Genomic DNA, 17,313 nt, shown 5'->3' on the forward strand with positions numbered 1-17,313 from the left:
CCATGTGAGAGTAAGTCATCGCCAGCTCATTATTCTAAACACCCCCTTCAATAGAAGGGGGTGTTTTTTTATATATATAAATTGAAATAAATAATCATATAGACGATAAATTTTATGTGTTGAACAGTTATAGCAACCTCTCTTATCCATCTGATGCTCAAATTCATAAAATATGATTAGTTTCTATTGGTACATCTGTGTACATAGAAAAATGATCGCCTAATCAATTGGTCGTGGTTGTCTTTTAATGCTTTAAATAATGAGTGACTAAAATGCATGCGAGATGCAATAGAGGCATTTACATAATAAAAAGTAAGAGTGAAAAATATATTACTTAATTACTCATGAACAGAAGTTGCTTGAGAGGTCATGATATAGTGAATTTAAAAGTTTTAAATCCGAATATATTTAAGGATACGTGATGACCAATTCAGAAAAAAAAATTGAGTGTGATTATTCTCTTTATGTTGCCTCTAAAGCATCCCAAACAGGTCAATGGCTTGAAGTAAAAGATAAATTTAGCCAAAAAATATTTGCCCGAGTAGCCTTAGCAGATGCAAATACTTTAGAAAAAGCAATCCAATCTGCAATTGATGCAGAACAGGCGATGGCAAAATTAGAACCATTTCAAAAGCAAAAGATTTTATTACATTGTGTCAAACGCTTTAGCGAAATGAGAGAGGAATTAACTGCAATTTTGATTGCAGAGGGTGGAAAGCCATTAAAAGCAGCTCAGGCTGAAGTTGAGCGTCTTATAAATACCTTTCAAATCGCTGCTGATGCTGTTACACAAATGGACGATGGGCGTTTAATGCCATTGGCTGTAACAGCTGCTGCACAGGGTTACACAGGTATGATTAAACATGTTCCGATTGGTGCTATATCATTAATTAGTCCTTTTAATTTTCCACTTAATTTAACTGCTCATAAAATTGCACCTGCAATTGCAGCAGGGTGTCCTTTCGTACTGAAACCTGCGTCACTTACACCAGTTTCTGCTCTAAAAATTGCAGAAGTGTTGGCTGAAACTGATTTACCTCAAGGTGCATTTTCAGTTTTACCTTGTCCTCGCGAACAGGCAGATATCTTGGTAACCGATGACCGATTCAAATTACTCAGTTTTACTGGATCGGATGAAGTCGGTTGGGATATGAAAGCACGTGCTGGTCGAAAAAAAGTCACCTTAGAGCTTGGTGGAAATGCTGCTGTTTTAATTGAACCTGATACTGAAATATCTGATGTGTTAATTGATCGTCTTATTGGGGGAGCTTATAACCATGCAGGTCAAGTTTGTATTAGTGTCCAAAGAATTTTAGTCCATGAAAATATTTATACTGATTTAAAGAAGAAATTAATTTCCAAAATTAAAAAAATCAAAGCGAGCGATCCAAATTCAGACTTGACCTTATGTGGCCCTATGATCAAGGAGGGAGAAGCTAAAAGGCTTAAAAAATGGGTCGATAAAGCGGTAAAGAAAGGCGCCAAAGTTTTAGTCGAAGGTCAGGTAAAAGGGGCTTTATTTGATCCAATATTGCTAGAAAATGTTGATACGTCTTTAGAAATTTATAAAGATGAAGCTTTTGGGCCAGTAGCTATTCTAGAGAAGTATAAAGATTTTGAAAAAGGCATTGCTACAATTAATCAAAGTCGATTTGGTCTGCAAGCTGGCGTTTATACACAAAGTCTGAATAAAATGATGTATGCGTGGAATCATTTACATGTAGGTGGTGTCATCATTAATGATATTCCATCATTCCGTGTGGATAACATGCCTTATGGTGGTGTTAAAGATTCAGGTCTAGGTCGAGAAGGGATTCAATCAGCAATTCGAGATATGCAAGAAGAGCGATTGCTTGTGATTAAACAAGGATAAATTATTATTTATGTTAAAAGGAGCATAACGCTCCTTTTAAATTATTTAGTTTAGATTAACGCTGTGATTTAAAAATAAACATATTGAGTTAAAAATTAATCAATAAGAATAAAAAAATGATGAAACACAGTTTTTTCCTGAATTAATTACAGAAAAATCTGATTAAAAGCGCTATTGTTGATTCATTAAACATCCTTTATTTCATCTTTCTTTAACCAAGAATATTAAATAAGGGGTGGTTTGTAATTCGAAAAAAATGCTCAAAAGGCCGTTTCTGATTCAAACAACAAAATTTTAATGGTATGCAATTACTTGCGAGATAACATCAACAATAGCAGTAAGCGTGTACCCATTTACGGATTAGGTACTATATGACAGCTTCACGTGAAAATTGGAGCGCCAGATCAGGTTTTATTATTGCAGCTATTGGTTCTGCAGTAGGTTTAGGCAATATTTGGCGTTTTCCCTATGTCGCATATGAAAATGGTGGCGGGGCATTTTTAATCCCTTATCTGGTTGCAATTTTTGCTGCCGGTCTTCCACTTTTATTTTTAGATTATGCAGTTGGACATAAATACCGTAAGGCCCCACCTACAGCTTACAAGAAGTTGATGAATGGTGAATCATTGGGTTGGTGGCAAGTCGCTGTGACATTAATTATTGGTATTTACTATGCCAGTGTATTGTCATGGGCGGGTAGTTATATGTTCTACTCATTTGGTCAACAGTGGGGAAGTGATACAGAAAAATTCTTTTTCACCACCTATCTTCAGAATGGCGAAGGCTTAGCATTTGGATTTGTTCCGACCTTATTTATAGGTTTGGTTGTCGTTTGGGCGATCGTTATGTTCATCCTGTATGGTGGGGTGAAGAAAGGCGTGGAATTGTCGAATAAGATCTTTATGCCATTATTGGTGGTTTTATTTACGATTCTCGTGATTCAAGCTATTCGTTTACCAGGTGCTGTCCAAGGTTTAAATGCATTCTTTACACCAAACTGGGAAGCAATGGGCAACTATAAAGTGTGGTTAGCTGCATTTGGCCATATCTTTTTCTCGTTATCCGTTGGTTTCGGGATTATGTTGACCTACGCTTCGTATTTGAAGAAAAAAACGAATTTAACTGGTTCTGGACTAGTCGTTGCTCTTGCAAATTCATCTTTTGAAATTTTAGCTGGTATTGGGGTATTTGCAGCATTAGGTTTCATGGCCTACAGTGCGGGTGCTTCAGTTGACGATGTTGTATCTGGTGGTATTGGTTTAGCTTTTATCGCTTTCCCTAAAATCATTTCAAGCATGGGGGCTGGCGGAGACTTATTTGGCTTCTTGTTCTTTGCATCTTTAACAGTTGCAGGGATTACATCCATGGTCAGTATTCTTCAAGTTCCAATCGCAGGTTTCCAAGACAAGTTAGGATGGTCTCGTAAGAAGGCTGTGACAATTATTGCAGGTGGTTCAGCAATTGTTTCAACTTTATTGTTCTCAACTCACAGCGCGATTACGTTTGTCGATATTATCGATTACTTTGCCAATAATATTGGTATTGTCGCGGGTGGCTTATTATCAATCGTATTGGTGTCATGGTTCCGTCGACCGTTGTTAAAGCAACTTCAAGAGCATGTAAATCAATATGCTAGTATTAAGCTAGGTGCTGGTTGGAACTTCATGTTGACTGTAGTTACGCCAATCTCATTGTTAGCTGCGCTATTGATGACCTTGAAGTCAATATTTACTGAAGGTTATGGCGGTTATCCAATTGAGATTCTATTGCCAATTGGTGGCGGTGTAGTTGCAATCTTTGTATTCTGTGCGGTTGTTTTTAGTCGTCTAAAAGACAATGGACCTGAGGAGAAATAAGATGAATACTTCTGCTTTAATGATGCTTATTATCTCAACAGTGCTGTTATGGGGTGGTCTTATTTTAGCCATGATTCATTTGGCAAAAAACCCAGATGAGCTTGAAGATTAAACTACTTCAGATCAATATTAAAAAAGCCATGACACGAGTCATGGCTTTTTTATATGTCGGTAAATTAGAAATAAACTATCTTAAAAAATAGCATTAAATCTTTTGAATTAAACAATAATAGAATCCATCACCATGACCTTGTTGTGGCAATAACTGACGGCCGTGGATTTGTTCAATTCCCCAATTTACATTTAATTTGATTTCTTGAGCATCTGCATGCGTGTTGAAGAAATCAATCATTTGGTGTTCATTTTCAGCTTTCAAAATCGAGCAGGTAATATAAAGCATTGATCCGCCAACTTTGAGTTGTAGCCACATGTGATTCAGAATTTGTTTTTGAAGTTCAACCGTTTGTTGAATATCGGTAGATTGGCGAAGTAAACGAATATCTGGATGACGTCGTACAACTCCAATAGCAGAACACGGTGCATCAAGAATAATACAGTCAGCCTGTTCAGGTGCAGACCATACCGTAGCATCAGCAGTGAGTATTTCCACTGGAGCATACTGATTAAGTGCAAGACGCTCTAAGTTTTCACTTACGCGGCTTAAACGCTTTGTGTCGTGATCGATCGCATACAGCTTTTTAGGACGATAACACTCTAAAATATGTGCTGTTTTTCCACCTGGAGCCGCACATGCATCAATTACGATCTTATCATCAAGATTCGGCAACAAGGTCGCGCAAAGTTGAGCATGTTCATCCTGAACAGAAAAACCACCTTCTTCAAAGCCAGGGAGGTGAGGAATATGCACGGATTGATCTAAGATAATGCCTACATCGGACCATTCACATGGATGAGCATCAATCCCTTCTTCATCAAGAATATCTAAATATTCCTCACGGCTTACTTGTCGTTCATTTACACGTAGTGTCAAAGGCGCAGCCAGTTTAAGCTCAGCTGAAAGCATTTGAAGATGCTCTGGCCAATCTTTTTTCAAGCGTTTAAATAGCCAACTAGGTAAACCATGGGCTTGGTCTAATGCTTCGCCGAATTCTTCAGTTTCACGTGAAACACGACGTAGAATCGCATTCACGACGCCACTTAAAGCTTCAAAACCAAGTTGTTTGGTGGCTGTTACCGTTTCTGAGATAGCCGCATGTGCTGGAATACGTGTGCAAAGCAGTTGATATAAACCTAAATATAGGCAGCTTTCAACGGTTTCATTGTTGAGCGGTTTAGTCAGAAGAGGGAGAGTAATTGCTTTAAGTGCATGCCATTGGCGTAAAGTGCCTAAAGTCAATTCATGAAATAAGGCCCGATCACGCTCACCAACCAATGAAAGATGTTGGGAAAGAACAGAGGTGAGGGATTGCCCATTCTGAACGGCCAGTAATGTTTTAATCACATGTCCGCGTAAATTTAAATGAGAAGATTGTTGGCTCATGCGAAGATCTGTCCTGGCTGCAATTTTTGACTTTGTAGAATTTGTGCAGCATTGAGCGCTTTACCGCCTGGCCACTGAAGTTGAGTGAGGCAAATCACTTGATGATCACCACACACAACGTGAACACCATCCTGATCGACAGCGATGATTTCACCGATTTGTTGAGTTGATGGAGTGAGGGGAGAAAGTTTCGAATTCCAAATGCGTAAATTGTTGGTTTCATCAATAGGTGTGAAAGCTACGGGCCAAGGATTGAAAGCACGGATATTACGATCAATCGTCACAGCATCATTTGCCCAGTTAATTTGAGCTTCAGCCTTCGACAGTTTATGAGCATACACTGTAAGTGATTCATCTTGAACTTCACGTGTATCTAAATAATGCTTTAAAGTGTCTTCACTTTCTAAAACAGCGAGAGTGGCTTCAGCCCCTTGTTGAGCCAGTTTATCATGTAAGGTTGCGGAAGTATCTTCAGCCGTAATAGGACACATCGTTTTAAACATCATGTCACCAGTGTCTAGACCAGCTGCCATTTTCATGATCGTAATACCTGTTTCAGTATCACCTGTCGCGATAGCACGTTGAATAGGGGCTGCACCTCGCCAGCGAGGCAATAAGGAACCATGAATATTCAAGCAGCCGTATTTAGGTGTATCCAAAACGACTTGAGGCAAGATTAAACCGTATGCTGCGACCACCATCACATCAGCATTGAAAGACTTGAGTTCAGCTTGAGCAGCCAAACCTTCCTCAGTCGACGATTTAAAATGTAAAGGTTGGTAAACAGGAATATTGTGCTCAAGCGCCAATTGCTTTACCGCTGACGCTGTCAGTTTTTGTCCACGTCCTGCTTTACGGTCTGGCTGCGTATACACAGCAACAATTTCATGAGAAGTCTTTAGCAAAGCTGCTAATGCACTCGCTGCAAATTCAGGGGTTCCCGCAAAGATGATTTTCACTCAGACACTTCCAAAACAATATAAAGAACATTATATGCCAAAAGCGATTTTCGCCCAAATAAGGTCGTAATTTGAAACGTTTTCATGTGCATTTTGTGCTTAAGGTGTGATTAATAAAATTTATGTATTTTTAAAAAAAGATTCATGAAAGTTTTGTATTACGATTTCAGATAAGGGTTTATAGTAGATCACATCTCTTACATCGATTTAGATCGTTGAGGGCAAATCAGACCTATACGAACAATTGCAAGCAATGGTTAACTGTTAATCAGAAAGCTGTCATAATAGAAGTAAGGTTCAACTGATTTAGCCTTATATTTCAGTATCATTTAGCCAGATTGAATACATATTCATCGAGCTCAGCTTAAGTTGGAAATAAAAATGCCTGACTATCGTTCGAAAACATCAACACACGGAAGAAATATGGCGGGTGCACGTGGCTTATGGCGTGCAACTGGAATGAAAGACGAAGATTTTGGCAAACCAATTATTGCAGTAGTCAACTCATTCACACAATTCGTACCGGGTCATGTGCATCTTAAAGACTTAGGTCAGCTTGTTGCACGTCAGATTGAACAAGCGGGTGGTGTAGCTAAAGAATTTAATACAATCGCAGTAGACGACGGTATTGCAATGGGTCACGACGGAATGTTGTATTCATTACCATCGCGTGACTTGATTGCTGACTCAGTTGAATACATGGTCAATGCACACTGTGCAGATGCAATGGTTTGTATCTCGAACTGCGACAAAATCACACCGGGAATGTTGATGGCGGCAATGCGCTTAAACATTCCTGTTGTGTTTGTTTCAGGCGGTCCAATGGAAGCTGGTAAAGTCCAAATTCGTGGTGGTGAACAAGCAATTGACCTTGTGGATGCCATGATTGTTGCTGCAGATGACAACTACACAGATGAAGAAGTAAAAGCATACGAACGTTCTGCATGCCCGACTTGCGGTTCATGTTCAGGGATGTTTACTGCAAACTCAATGAACTGTTTGACAGAAGCATTAGGTTTATCATTACCGGGTAATGGTTCAACACTTGCAACGCATGCCAACCGTAAAAAACTATTTGAGCGTGCGGGTCAGTTGATTGTTGAAATCACAAAACGCCATTACGAACAAAATGATTACAGCGTATTACCACGCAACATTGCCCCTAAAGCTGCTTATGAAAATGCCATGACTTTAGATATCGCGATGGGTGGTTCTACCAATACAGTACTTCACTTATTAGCGGCTGCGCATGAAGCAGAAGTTGATTTTACAATGGACGATATCGATCGTTTATCACGTAAAGTGCCTGTACTGTGTAAAGTTGCACCTGCGGTTAAAAATGTTCACATGGAAGATGTCCACCGTGCAGGCGGTATCATGTCGATCCTTGGCGAACTAGACCGTGCAGGTTTGTTAGATACTTCTGTACCAACCGTACACGAAAAAACATTAAAAGACGCTTTAGATAAGTGGGACATTATTCGTACTGAAAATGAAGAGGTATATAACTTCTATAAATCAGCACCGGGCGGTGTACCAACACAAACAGCATTCTCACAAGACCGTTACTACACACGTCTTGATGGCGACCGTGAAAATGGCGTGATTCGTAATGCAGAACATGCTTTCTCTAAAGACGGCGGTTTAGCAGTCCTTTACGGTAACATCGCACTTGATGGTTGTATCGTAAAAACGGCTGGTGTAGATGACTCGATTCTGAAATTCAACGGTACAGCACGCGTATTTGAAAGCCAAGATGATGCAGTAGAAGCAATCTTAGGCGGCAAAATCGTAGCAGGTGACGTGGTTCTGATTCGTTACGAAGGTCCACAAGGTGGTCCGGGTATGCAAGAAATGCTGTATCCAACAAGCTACTTAAAATCAAAAGGCTTAGGTAAAGACTGTGCGCTTGTGACTGATGGTCGTTTCTCGGGTGGTTCATCAGGTCTTTCAATTGGTCACGTGTCTCCAGAAGCGGCTGAAGGCGGTGCAATTGCTTTAGTTGAAGATGGCGACCGTATCGAAATTGATATTCCAAACCGTACGATTCACTTAGCAGTTGCTGATGATGTATTGGCTGCGCGCCGTGAAGTACAAGAAGCTAAAGGTTGGAAGCCTGCGAAAGAGCGTCCACGTAAAGTATCTAAAGCACTGAAAGCGTATGCAATGCATGCAACAAGTGCTGCAAAAGGTGCGGTACGTGATATCTAATCTGCTTATAAACTAGATCAATCATGATTAAAAAGCATCCTTTGGGATGCTTTTTTAATCACTAAAAGTTTGAATTTCATCTGAAAGCGTCAATTACATTAATGACAATATTTGATAGAAAGGTCATAAATATTGATCAATTCTCTTTGTCTTGATATAAGTTTTGCTCGCGTTCAAACTTTTTTAGTTTTAAAAAAAGCGATGAATTCGATACTTTGAGCACATAATTTACCAGTAAAATCATCTGAGGCACATCTCATGTCATTGTTACGCCGTTGGTTTGATCCGCTACGATCGAGTTGGTTTTATCAGAAACCAAATCGTCAAGAGGTCTTGTCAACTGAGCAGGGTTTAACGATCTATCTTCGTTTAGATGATGTGTATAGTTATCTTGCAGTCCAGCAATTGGCACAATTAAATGACATTTTAAAAGATGAAATTAAGCCTTTAAAAATTGTTATCTCAGATACTGCTGCTGAAGCTCCAAATGATATGAGTCCTGAAGAGTGGCAAGATTACAGTCTACGTGATGCCCAAATTTTAGCGTACCAGCATCGTTTCGGATTCGATAATGAAAAGCCTGAAATACCAAGTGCTGAAGCGATTCAACAGGCAGAAACGATTTTACGAAATACCCCATTAACAGGTGAAAATTTTCTCTATTTATTGGAAGATGTCTTCCATATGTTGTGGCAACAGCAGTATGGAAAATTACGTACTTTGTATGTCATGGCTAGTCGACATCGAAAAGAACAACAAATCGCTGAGCGAACTTTTGATCACACGCCAGTTTTAGCAAGTTTTTTTGAGCTCGGTAATCGTCGGTATCATGCGGTAGATGATTTATTAAGATTGACCCGCCGTTTAAAACAACAAAGACTCTTGACCGGTAATCCTATTTTTCTCATCAATCATATTGAGTGGCGGGAACACCTAATGAATGATGCTGAAGAATTATCTGAGATTCAGGCGATGAATCCTGAGTTAGACCTCTATATTGCATTAGAAGATCCGATCTCTTGGTTATTATTAGCTTATATTAAAGAGGAACTTGCCGATTATTACGATATCCAACTTACCGTTTATCCATTGCAATATCAGGGACGAGATTTATTTGATTGGAGTTTGGCAACGCGTTTATCTAAACGAACAGAAGTAAAATTTACGCCGTTTTGCCGACCGACTCAGCAGGCGACATATGAAATAGCACGATTGTTTTACAGTGTGCCTGAGGATCAACGTCTTGATGCAATGTATGAAATCTTGCAGGCTGTTTGGAGTAAAGGTAAAGATCTATCGTATCGACCTCATATTCAAGCCTTAAAACAGAGCTTGAATATCACGACGCTCACTGAAGAGTCGATCAGTCAAAAGTTAGAAGAAAATCAATTACTCTGTGAGATGAAATCACAACCTGATTTACCAGTGCTTGAGCTTCGTATCGATGGAAAGAGTTATGTGTTTAATAGCTTATATCGTGTATGGATGATTGAAAGTATTTTCAGTAATGTGTTAGAACAAAAGTACAAAAGTGAAAATGAATCTGAACACAGGGATACCGAATCAATTGAAAATCAATAAAGAAAAATGCGAAACCCTTCAGCAAGCTCGAGCACAAATAGATTCAATTGATCAAGCCATAACAGAATTAATTGGTTTACGCCAATATTACGTAGATCAGGCAGTGCGATTTAAAAGAACTATCCAAGATGTACAGTCACCTGAACGTGTTGAAATAGTGATTGAAAAAATACGTGAATTGGCTACAAAGAATGGTGTGGATCCATTACTGATGGAAAAAATATATCGAGAGATGATTCAACACTTTATTCAAAGAGAGTTAAAAGAAATACGACCATAATAGTCGGAATTCTAATAAGAATGAGGAACTTAGTTTCCTCTTTTATTCATTGAAATTTACAAAATATATAGCCGATTTGTGAACTGGTTCAACAAAGCTTAGTGTTACAAAAAATAATATTAAGTTAACATTTGGATACATCACTTTTTAGACTGACGGTCGAAGGCGCTATGGATACCCAGTTACAATTAGAAAAAATAGTCAAGGATCTTGAAAACTATAAAGTAGCCATTGATGCACATTCAATTGTAGCCATAACAGATGCACGTGGCGTCATTACTCATGTCAATGAGAAGTTTTGTAATATCTCACAGTATTCTTATGAAGAACTGGTCGGATCAACACATAAAATTATTAATTCAGGCTATCACCCGAGAAGTTTTTTTAAATATATGTGGAAAGCCATTTCGAGTGGAGAAATTTGGAAAGGCGAAATTTGTAACCGAGCTAAAAATGGTTCTATATATTGGGTTGAAACCACGATTGTGCCGCTTAAAGATAATAATGGCGTTTTACAAAACTATATCTCCATTCGAACTGATATCACACAGCTAAAAAATTCCGAAGACCATGCACGTTATATGGCATTACATGATGAATTAACGGGATTGCCTAACCGCCGTTTTATGCAAGAACGCATGTTGGAGGTGATTGAATCATGTAAACAAAATGGTACACATAGTGCACTCATGATGTTGGATTTGGATAACTTCAAAAATATTAATGACACGTTAGGACACGATCGTGGAGATGACCTACTCAAAATGGTCTCGGTGCGCCTTATGGAGTGTGTGGCACAGCAGAATGCAATTGTCCGTCTTGGTGGAGACGAATTTTTAATTATTCTTTCAGATTTAGATCCAGATGAAACGATTGCTAATCAAGCAGTGATGCAAATCGCTGATAAAGTTCGTGCTGCATTAAATGAGCCTTTCGTATTAAAGGATAATAAAATTCATACTAGCTCTAGTATCGGAATTTTTATTTTCCGTAATTCAAAATTGCCAAAAAATGAGTTGCTTAAGTACGCCGACATGGCGCTGTATCAAGCTAAAGAAAATGGTAAAAACTGCATATGTGTTTTTGATCCTGAAATGGAACAAAGTGTTATTGCTAAAGCTGCTTTATTAAATGATTTAAGATTAGCTTTATTACGAGATGAGTTCCAACTTTATTATCAGATTTTAGTAAATCGCGAAGAGGAAGTGATTGGGTATGAGGCCTTGCTACGTTGGAGTCATCCTGAACACGGTTTGATTTTACCAGGTCGATTTATTGAAGAAGTAGAGAAAACTGATCTCATACATGATGTTGGTAATCGTGTATTAGTATTAGCATGCCAACAGTTAAAAGATTGGAGCCAATACCCAGAATCTTCAAACTGGACGATTTCAGTCAATATTAGTGTCGAACAATTCCGTAAGACTGACTTTGATAAAAATGTGCTTCGGATTATTGATGAAGCGGGAATTGATCCAACATTATTACGTTTAGAACTCACTGAAAGTATGTTCTATACCGATATGCATAACTCAATTGAGAAAATGAAAAAGCTCATCGAGCGTGGATTAAGATTCTCTATGGATGATTTTGGAACAGGATATTCTTCATTGAATTACCTCAAAATGCTTCCACTGGATCAACTCAAAATTGATCGTTCATTTGTAGAAAATATTGTCGGTAATCCACGCGATATTGCTATTGTGAAAACGATTATTGATTTAGCACAGATTCTCGACCTGAATGTGGTGGCAGAGGGTGTAGAAACTGAAGAGCAGTTCCAAGTTCTGAAAGAAAATGGCTGTAATACGTTTCAAGGCTATTATTTTGGTCGACCTCAACCGATTGAAAAAAATCTTAAAATACTTAATTAGAATAAAAAATTAAAAAAGAGAGCATTGAGCTCTCTTTTTTTATATGCGATAGATTTTTAGTTAGACTTTCCACCTAAGCTAAAGAACCAATTCAGGAATAATGCAGCAAAGGTAGCCGTTCCAATACCACCTAAATTGAAGCTACCAAATTGAAGCGCAAAGTCACCAGTACCTAAGATCAGCGTGATCGCAGCAATCATGAGGTTTTTATTTTTAGAGAAATCGACACGATGTTCGATCCAAATTTTAGCACCAGCTATGGTAATTAAACCAAACACCACAATTGATGCACCTGCAAGAATCGCAGTTGGAATGGTTTGAATAATTGCACCAAATTTTGGTGATAAGCCAAGGAAAATTGCGAATACACCTGCGATGGCGAAAATAATCGTGGAATAGACACGTGTCACAGCCATCACGCCAATATTTTCCCCATAAGTGGTCATGCCTGGAGCACCTACACCACCGGCTAATGATGTTGCAACACCATCGGCTACAAACGCTTTACCAATATGTGGGTCTAGATTTTCACCAGTCATGGCAGAGACTGCTTTGATGTGACCTAAGTTTTCAGCCACTAAAATTAAAGCTACAGGAGCAATGATGAGCATCGCGTTCGTACTGAACTCAGGAGCATGAAAGTTAGGCAGACCAAACCATGCAGCTTGTGTAATCGGCGTGAAGTTAATTGGAGTACCGTAACCCATGATATTCGTAATAACAAAGTATACGATATAAGACAGCACCAAACCCACAAGTAAAAGTAGGCGTTGTAGCATCCCTTTGGTGAATACTGCAATTGAAGCCATACACATGACAGTAATCAATGCCATCCACATATTAAATGGATTACCCGCGACACTTTTTACCGTTACCGGTGCAAGATGCAGACCGATGATCATGACCACAGAACCTGTTACTACAGGAGGCATGAGCTTTTCAATCCATCGAGTACCTGTTGCCATCACCAGAAAACCAATTAAGGCATAAAGTACACCACAGGCAATAATTCCCCCAGCAGCTAATGCAATATTCGCATTTGATCCAGCACCGGTATAGCCCGTTGCCGCGATGACTACACCAATAAAAGCAAAGCTTGAGCCTAAATAACTGGGCACTCGACCGCCAGTGATGAGGAAAAATAACAGGGTACAAATACCTGACATTAATATGGCAAGATTAGGATCAAAACCCATTAATAATGGTGCTAAAACTGTCGCACCAAACATGGCAAAAGCATGTTGAATGCCAAGAACTACACTTTGCGCAGGAGGTAAATATTCGGTCGTGCCAACAGGACGCGTATCAATATCATCCGTGAAGGGACGCCATTTAGGAAACCAACTGGTCATAAAGTGAGCACTCAATAGTTAAATTGTGCACATCATACGCCTGTTTTACGAGAAATCATCTGTTTCTTGAAAAATTATTAAAACTAATAGTCTGACTTTTATTGAATTTTTACCCATTGGTAAAAAAAATATGTTTTAAAAATAAAGTAAAATCAGCCTATTGCAATTCAGCTATATCAAAAAAATCTATATCCATATTGAGTAAAAAATTTATAGGTGCTTTGTTGTCATTACTGAAAATTAGAATAAAGTCTCTAAATTGCTCAAGCCCATAAAGGTACTTGAGCATAGACAGTCGTGAAATCAACCCGTATTACGTAATCCAGCAGCAATACCTGCGATACTTACCATTAATGCATGGTCAACCTCAGTTTGTTCGACAGTTCGTTCAGCTAAATATTCGCGACGTCTTTTCATGAGTTCTGCTTGTAACAGGTGTAATGGAAGAAGATAGGGTTTACGAATCTTCATGGCTTGATCAAGAACCTCATTAGAACTGAGTAATTTAGATTCACCTTTCATTGCCAATAAAGTTTGTACTGCGTCATGTAAGCGTTGGCGTAGTTCCGCACCCAATACTTTAAGATTTTCATCTTGGGTGAGATGAGATTCATAATACAATGCGACATTGCTATCTGATTTAGATAGCACCATCTCCAACATATCAATTAAAGTTTGGAAATAAGGCCATTGTTCTAACATTTCATCTAGCTCAGCTTTGTGACCTTCTGAAATGACTTGATTGATGGCTGCACCAGTACCTAACCATGCTGGAAGCATTAATCGAATTTGAGTCCATGCAAATACCCATGGAATTGCACGTAAGGATTCAATACCACCGCTGATTTTTCGTTTCGCTGGTCTTGAACCCAAAGGTAGCATCTGTAATTCAAGCTCTGGCGTCACGGTTCTTAAATATTGGACAAAATGAGGGTTTTCGCGGACTGTTTGACGGTAAACATTCACAGAGAGTTCCGTCATCTTGTGCATCAACTCGCGCCATGCTGCCTTGGGTTCTGGTGGTGGCAGTAAAGTCGCTTCAAGGGTAGCTGCGGTATAAATCTCTAAATTTTGCAGTGCGATTTCTTCTAATCCAAATTTGAATCGGATCATTTCGCCTTGTTCAGTCACACGGATTGCACCTGAGATTGAGCCAGGTGGTTGTGAAAATAGTGCTTGTTGGGTTGGAGCACCACCACGACTAATTGAGCCACCACGACCATGGAACAAAGTGAGTTGTATACCATGTTGTTTGGCAATAGCTGTTAACTCTTCTTGTGCACGGTACTGAGCCCAATTTGCAGACATGAAACCTGCATCTTTTGCTGAGTCAGAGTAACCAATCATGACCTCGTGCTTGTTTTGAATATGTTGTTTGTACCAATGCATACTGAATAAAGTATTCATGGTCGAAGCTGCGCCATCTAAATCTTTTAGCGTTTCAAATAATGGAACTACACGCAGAGGTTGCTTAATACCTGCTTCTTTTTGGAGTAATAGAACCGCCAAAACGTCACTTGGATATTCCGCCATTGAAATAATATAAGCACCTAGACTTTCAGCAGGTTGTTCTGCCAAAGTTCGCATGGTAGCGAATACTTCTTGAACATCAGGATGCTCAATAAGACTTTGAGCAGATTCATTAAGATGCTTAGGAAGTAAAGGGCGTTTGCTTTGCAGTTCTTGTAATAAGAAGTTTTGACGGGCTTGTTCAGTCCATGTCTCAAAATTGCCAAGTCCAAGATACTCAGTAATCGCTGAAATTGCTTGACGATGACGACCTGACTCTTGGCGAATATCTAGTTTTAATAACTCAATACCGAAACAATTCACGCGATAAATAAAATCGAGTAACTTTCCTTGAGCAATACCGGAAAGGTTTGAATCGACTAATGAGCGATAACATAACAATAATGGCAGCAACAACTCATCTTTGTGATGAATAATCTGGCTACGATCCACATCAGAATGTTGACCTTGTAATTTTGCAGTGAGCCATTCTCTTGTAATTTTTAAGCGTTCACGTGTTGTTCTTAAATATTCACGATAAGGCTCTGGATGAGGCTGACCTAAGGCAGTCTTTAGTTCATCACTGCACGCCTGAACAGAAAGCTCCCAACGTAAATCTTCAATATCTCGGAGGTAGAGATCCGCGGCTTTCCATCGCGATAACCATAAAACTTCTTGAGTCACTTTGTGTGTGACATTTGGGTTTCCATCTCGGTCACCACCCATCCAAGATGCAAACCGCACAGGTGCAATATCTAAAGGTAAAGCTTGAGAACAATGCTCTTGAACCAATTGATTCAATTCACGGACAAACTTAGGAATAGCGTTCCATAAAGTTTGCTCAATGGTAGTAAAACCCCATTTTGCTTCATCAATTGGGGTTGGACGATGTTGGCGAATTTCATCGGTTTGCCATGCTGAACAAACCAATTGTTTTAATTCAGAAAGAACTTGAGCGCGCTGTTTGGGGGTCAGCTTTTGCTGATCAAACTTAGATAAACACTCGTTGATCCCATCATATTTTTGGATCAAGGTGCGACGACTAACTTCCGTAGGATGTGCGGTGAGTACAAGCTCAATATTTAGCTCACAAATTTGTTGATAAAGGGTTTCCGCTGAAATCAGCTGTTGTTGAAATTTTTCAAAAAGGGGAATAAGGACATTCGCTGCAGCGCCGTTTTTATCAAACTCATTTTGGCGACGGCTACGTACCACATGATATTGTTCTGCAATATTGGCAAAGTTCAGAAAATGTGAAAAAGCGCGTGTCAGTGGAAGAATCTCATCATCTTTTAAACTTAAAAATAAACTTTCTAATTGTTTTTCAGCTTCACTATCACCATCACGTGCACCTTTCGCGAGTGCACGAATTTGTTCAACTTGATTAAACAAATCTTGTCCAGCTTGTTCTTTTAAAGTCTCTCCTAAAAGATTACCGAGTAAGCGTACGTCTTCACGTAATGGAGCATCAATTTGTTGAATCATTTTTTTCTCCTTTTCTTGTTCTTTTGACTATACCGCTTATTCATGACATGCCAAGCGATTGCAAAATAATTTAAAGAAAATTAGGTGAAAAATACGCCATTTAAGAATGGAGAGAGCTATTTTTTGTATTTCAGCATAAATAATTCGATGGCTTGATGAATAATTTCATCACATTCTGCTTCACTGGGAACCTGACGAACACCTAACAATACTTCATGATGTCGATGCCCTAAGAGTAAAGAAAGGAGCAAATGTGTTTGCTTTTCAGCATCATCTTTCTGGATAAATCCGTGCTCAATCGCTTGAGCAAAAAAATCAGTCCAAACCACAAATAACCGCTTATGAGATGCATTATAAAAAGGTTCAGCCAAAGGATTTTGCTCTGCTGCCAATTCTAATAATAAATGCTCAAGCTTAATGGCTTCAGGAAGATTGACAATTTGCAGCGCTAAACTACACACCTGATAGAAGTCTTCTAAAAAATTGGATTCAGGGTGTAATTGGATTCGCCGAGCATTGATTGATTCTTCGCACGTTTCTGCAATTGCATAGGTAAATAACGATTCTTTATCTTGAAAATGGTTATACACCGTCAGTTTAGTCACGCCAGCTTCTTTGGCAATTTGATTCATGCTTGAACCATGAAAGCCCTGTTTTAGAAACAAACGTTTAGCTGCCTCTAATATTTGTTTCTTTTTAACTAAATCCTTAGGACGTCCAATATTCATTTGCACAAAAAAATCCAAAAAAAACAGTTTAGGTCATACCTTGAAAAATGATTTTTAATTACTGTACCATGCGGTATATTAATTAAAAAATAATCAAATTAATA

12 protein-coding genes are annotated in these 17,313 nt (G+C 38.9%); 7 read left to right on the top strand and 5 right to left on the bottom strand.

From position 1 onward, the window contains the following. Positions 1–421: 421 nt before the first annotated feature. The 3 genes from AC1M9J_RS11510 to AC1M9J_RS11520 all read left to right on the top strand — a co-directional run bounded on the left by AC1M9J_RS11510 (position 422) and on the right by AC1M9J_RS11520 (position 3,841). A complete protein-coding gene (locus AC1M9J_RS11510; protein WP_481587761.1) occupies positions 422–1,873 on the top strand; it encodes an aldehyde dehydrogenase family protein in 1,452 nt (483 codons plus the stop codon). Positions 1,874–2,244: 371 nt separating this feature from the next. After that, complete coding sequence (locus AC1M9J_RS11515) at positions 2,245–3,729, top strand: sodium-dependent transporter (protein ID WP_481587760.1); 1,485 nt, start codon at positions 2,245–2,247, stop codon at positions 3,727–3,729. Position 3,730: 1 nt separating this feature from the next. Continuing rightward, positions 3,731–3,841, top strand: coding sequence for a methionine/alanine import family NSS transporter small subunit (locus tag AC1M9J_RS11520; RefSeq protein ID WP_081403317.1), 111 nt, complete (start codon positions 3,731–3,733; stop codon positions 3,839–3,841). A gap of 93 nt (positions 3,842–3,934) precedes the next feature. Here AC1M9J_RS11520 and rsmB read toward each other — a convergent pair whose 3' ends face one another. Both rsmB and fmt read right to left on the bottom strand, forming a co-directional pair. Continuing rightward, a complete protein-coding gene (gene rsmB, locus AC1M9J_RS11525) occupies positions 3,935–5,230 on the bottom strand; it encodes a 16S rRNA (cytosine(967)-C(5))-methyltransferase RsmB (RefSeq protein WP_481587759.1) in 1,296 nt (431 codons plus the stop codon). After that, a complete protein-coding gene (gene fmt, locus AC1M9J_RS11530; RefSeq protein ID WP_481596482.1) occupies positions 5,227–6,189 on the bottom strand; it encodes a methionyl-tRNA formyltransferase in 963 nt (320 codons plus the stop codon). Before fmt ends, rsmB begins: the two co-directional genes overlap by 4 nt. A gap of 381 nt (positions 6,190–6,570) precedes the next feature. On the opposite strand from fmt, the gene ilvD reads away from it, so the two are divergent. The 4 genes from ilvD (at position 6,571) to AC1M9J_RS11550 (ending at position 12,135) form a co-directional block, all read left to right on the top strand. Continuing rightward, positions 6,571–8,400, top strand: a complete 1,830-nt coding sequence (ilvD, locus tag AC1M9J_RS11535; protein WP_081403313.1) for a dihydroxy-acid dehydratase — start codon at positions 6,571–6,573, stop codon at positions 8,398–8,400. A gap of 258 nt (positions 8,401–8,658) precedes the next feature. Beyond that, positions 8,659–9,981 carry a hypothetical protein gene (locus AC1M9J_RS11540; RefSeq protein ID WP_180028931.1) on the top strand — a complete coding sequence of 441 codons (1,323 nt, stop codon included), beginning with the start codon at positions 8,659–8,661 and terminating at the stop codon, positions 9,979–9,981. Further along, positions 9,974–10,261, top strand: a complete 288-nt coding sequence (locus AC1M9J_RS11545; protein ID WP_035270424.1) for a chorismate mutase — start codon at positions 9,974–9,976, stop codon at positions 10,259–10,261. The genes AC1M9J_RS11540 and AC1M9J_RS11545 overlap by 8 nt, the downstream gene beginning before the upstream one ends. A 170-nt stretch (positions 10,262–10,431) precedes the next feature. Next, positions 10,432–12,135, top strand: a complete 1,704-nt coding sequence (locus AC1M9J_RS11550) for a putative bifunctional diguanylate cyclase/phosphodiesterase (RefSeq protein ID WP_481952349.1) — start codon at positions 10,432–10,434, stop codon at positions 12,133–12,135. Positions 12,136–12,191: 56 nt separating this feature from the next. Here the strand turns inward: AC1M9J_RS11550 and AC1M9J_RS11555 are convergent, their stop codons facing one another. From AC1M9J_RS11555 to AC1M9J_RS11565, 3 genes are all read right to left on the bottom strand, one after another. Beyond that, positions 12,192–13,487 carry a solute carrier family 23 protein gene (locus tag AC1M9J_RS11555; protein ID WP_481596480.1) on the bottom strand — a complete coding sequence of 432 codons (1,296 nt, stop codon included), beginning with the start codon at positions 13,485–13,487 and terminating at the stop codon, positions 12,192–12,194. 303 nt (positions 13,488–13,790) lie between these two features. Then, positions 13,791–16,481: a phosphoenolpyruvate carboxylase gene (gene ppc / locus AC1M9J_RS11560; protein ID WP_481952350.1), complete on the bottom strand. Its 2,691-nt coding sequence runs from the start codon at positions 16,479–16,481 to the stop codon at positions 13,791–13,793. A gap of 116 nt (positions 16,482–16,597) precedes the next feature. Beyond that, on the bottom strand, positions 16,598–17,215 hold the full coding sequence (locus AC1M9J_RS11565; protein WP_035268797.1) for a TetR/AcrR family transcriptional regulator: 618 nt from the start codon (positions 17,213–17,215) through the stop codon (positions 16,598–16,600). Positions 17,216–17,313: the final 98 nt, after the last annotated feature.

It is taken from the genome of Acinetobacter sp. ANC_7588 (assembly GCF_056783995.1).

Coding starts and splice junctions, on each gene's coding strand:
- AC1M9J_RS11540 (WP_180028931.1), top strand. CDS start 8,659: ATGTCATTGTTACGCCGTTGGTTTGATCCGCTACGATCGAGTTGGTTT.
- AC1M9J_RS11520 (WP_081403317.1), top strand. CDS start 3,731: ATGAATACTTCTGCTTTAATGATGCTTATTATCTCAACAGTGCTGTTA.
- ilvD (WP_081403313.1), top strand. CDS start 6,571: ATGCCTGACTATCGTTCGAAAACATCAACACACGGAAGAAATATGGCG.
- AC1M9J_RS11555 (WP_481596480.1), bottom strand. CDS start 13,487: ATGACCAGTTGGTTTCCTAAATGGCGTCCCTTCACGGATGATATTGAT.
- AC1M9J_RS11550 (WP_481952349.1), top strand. CDS start 10,432: ATGGATACCCAGTTACAATTAGAAAAAATAGTCAAGGATCTTGAAAAC.
- AC1M9J_RS11515 (WP_481587760.1), top strand. CDS start 2,245: ATGACAGCTTCACGTGAAAATTGGAGCGCCAGATCAGGTTTTATTATT.
- ppc (WP_481952350.1), bottom strand. CDS start 16,481: ATGATTCAACAAATTGATGCTCCATTACGTGAAGACGTACGCTTACTC.
- rsmB (WP_481587759.1), bottom strand. CDS start 5,230: ATGAGCCAACAATCTTCTCATTTAAATTTACGCGGACATGTGATTAAA.
- AC1M9J_RS11510 (WP_481587761.1), top strand. CDS start 422: ATGACCAATTCAGAAAAAAAAATTGAGTGTGATTATTCTCTTTATGTT.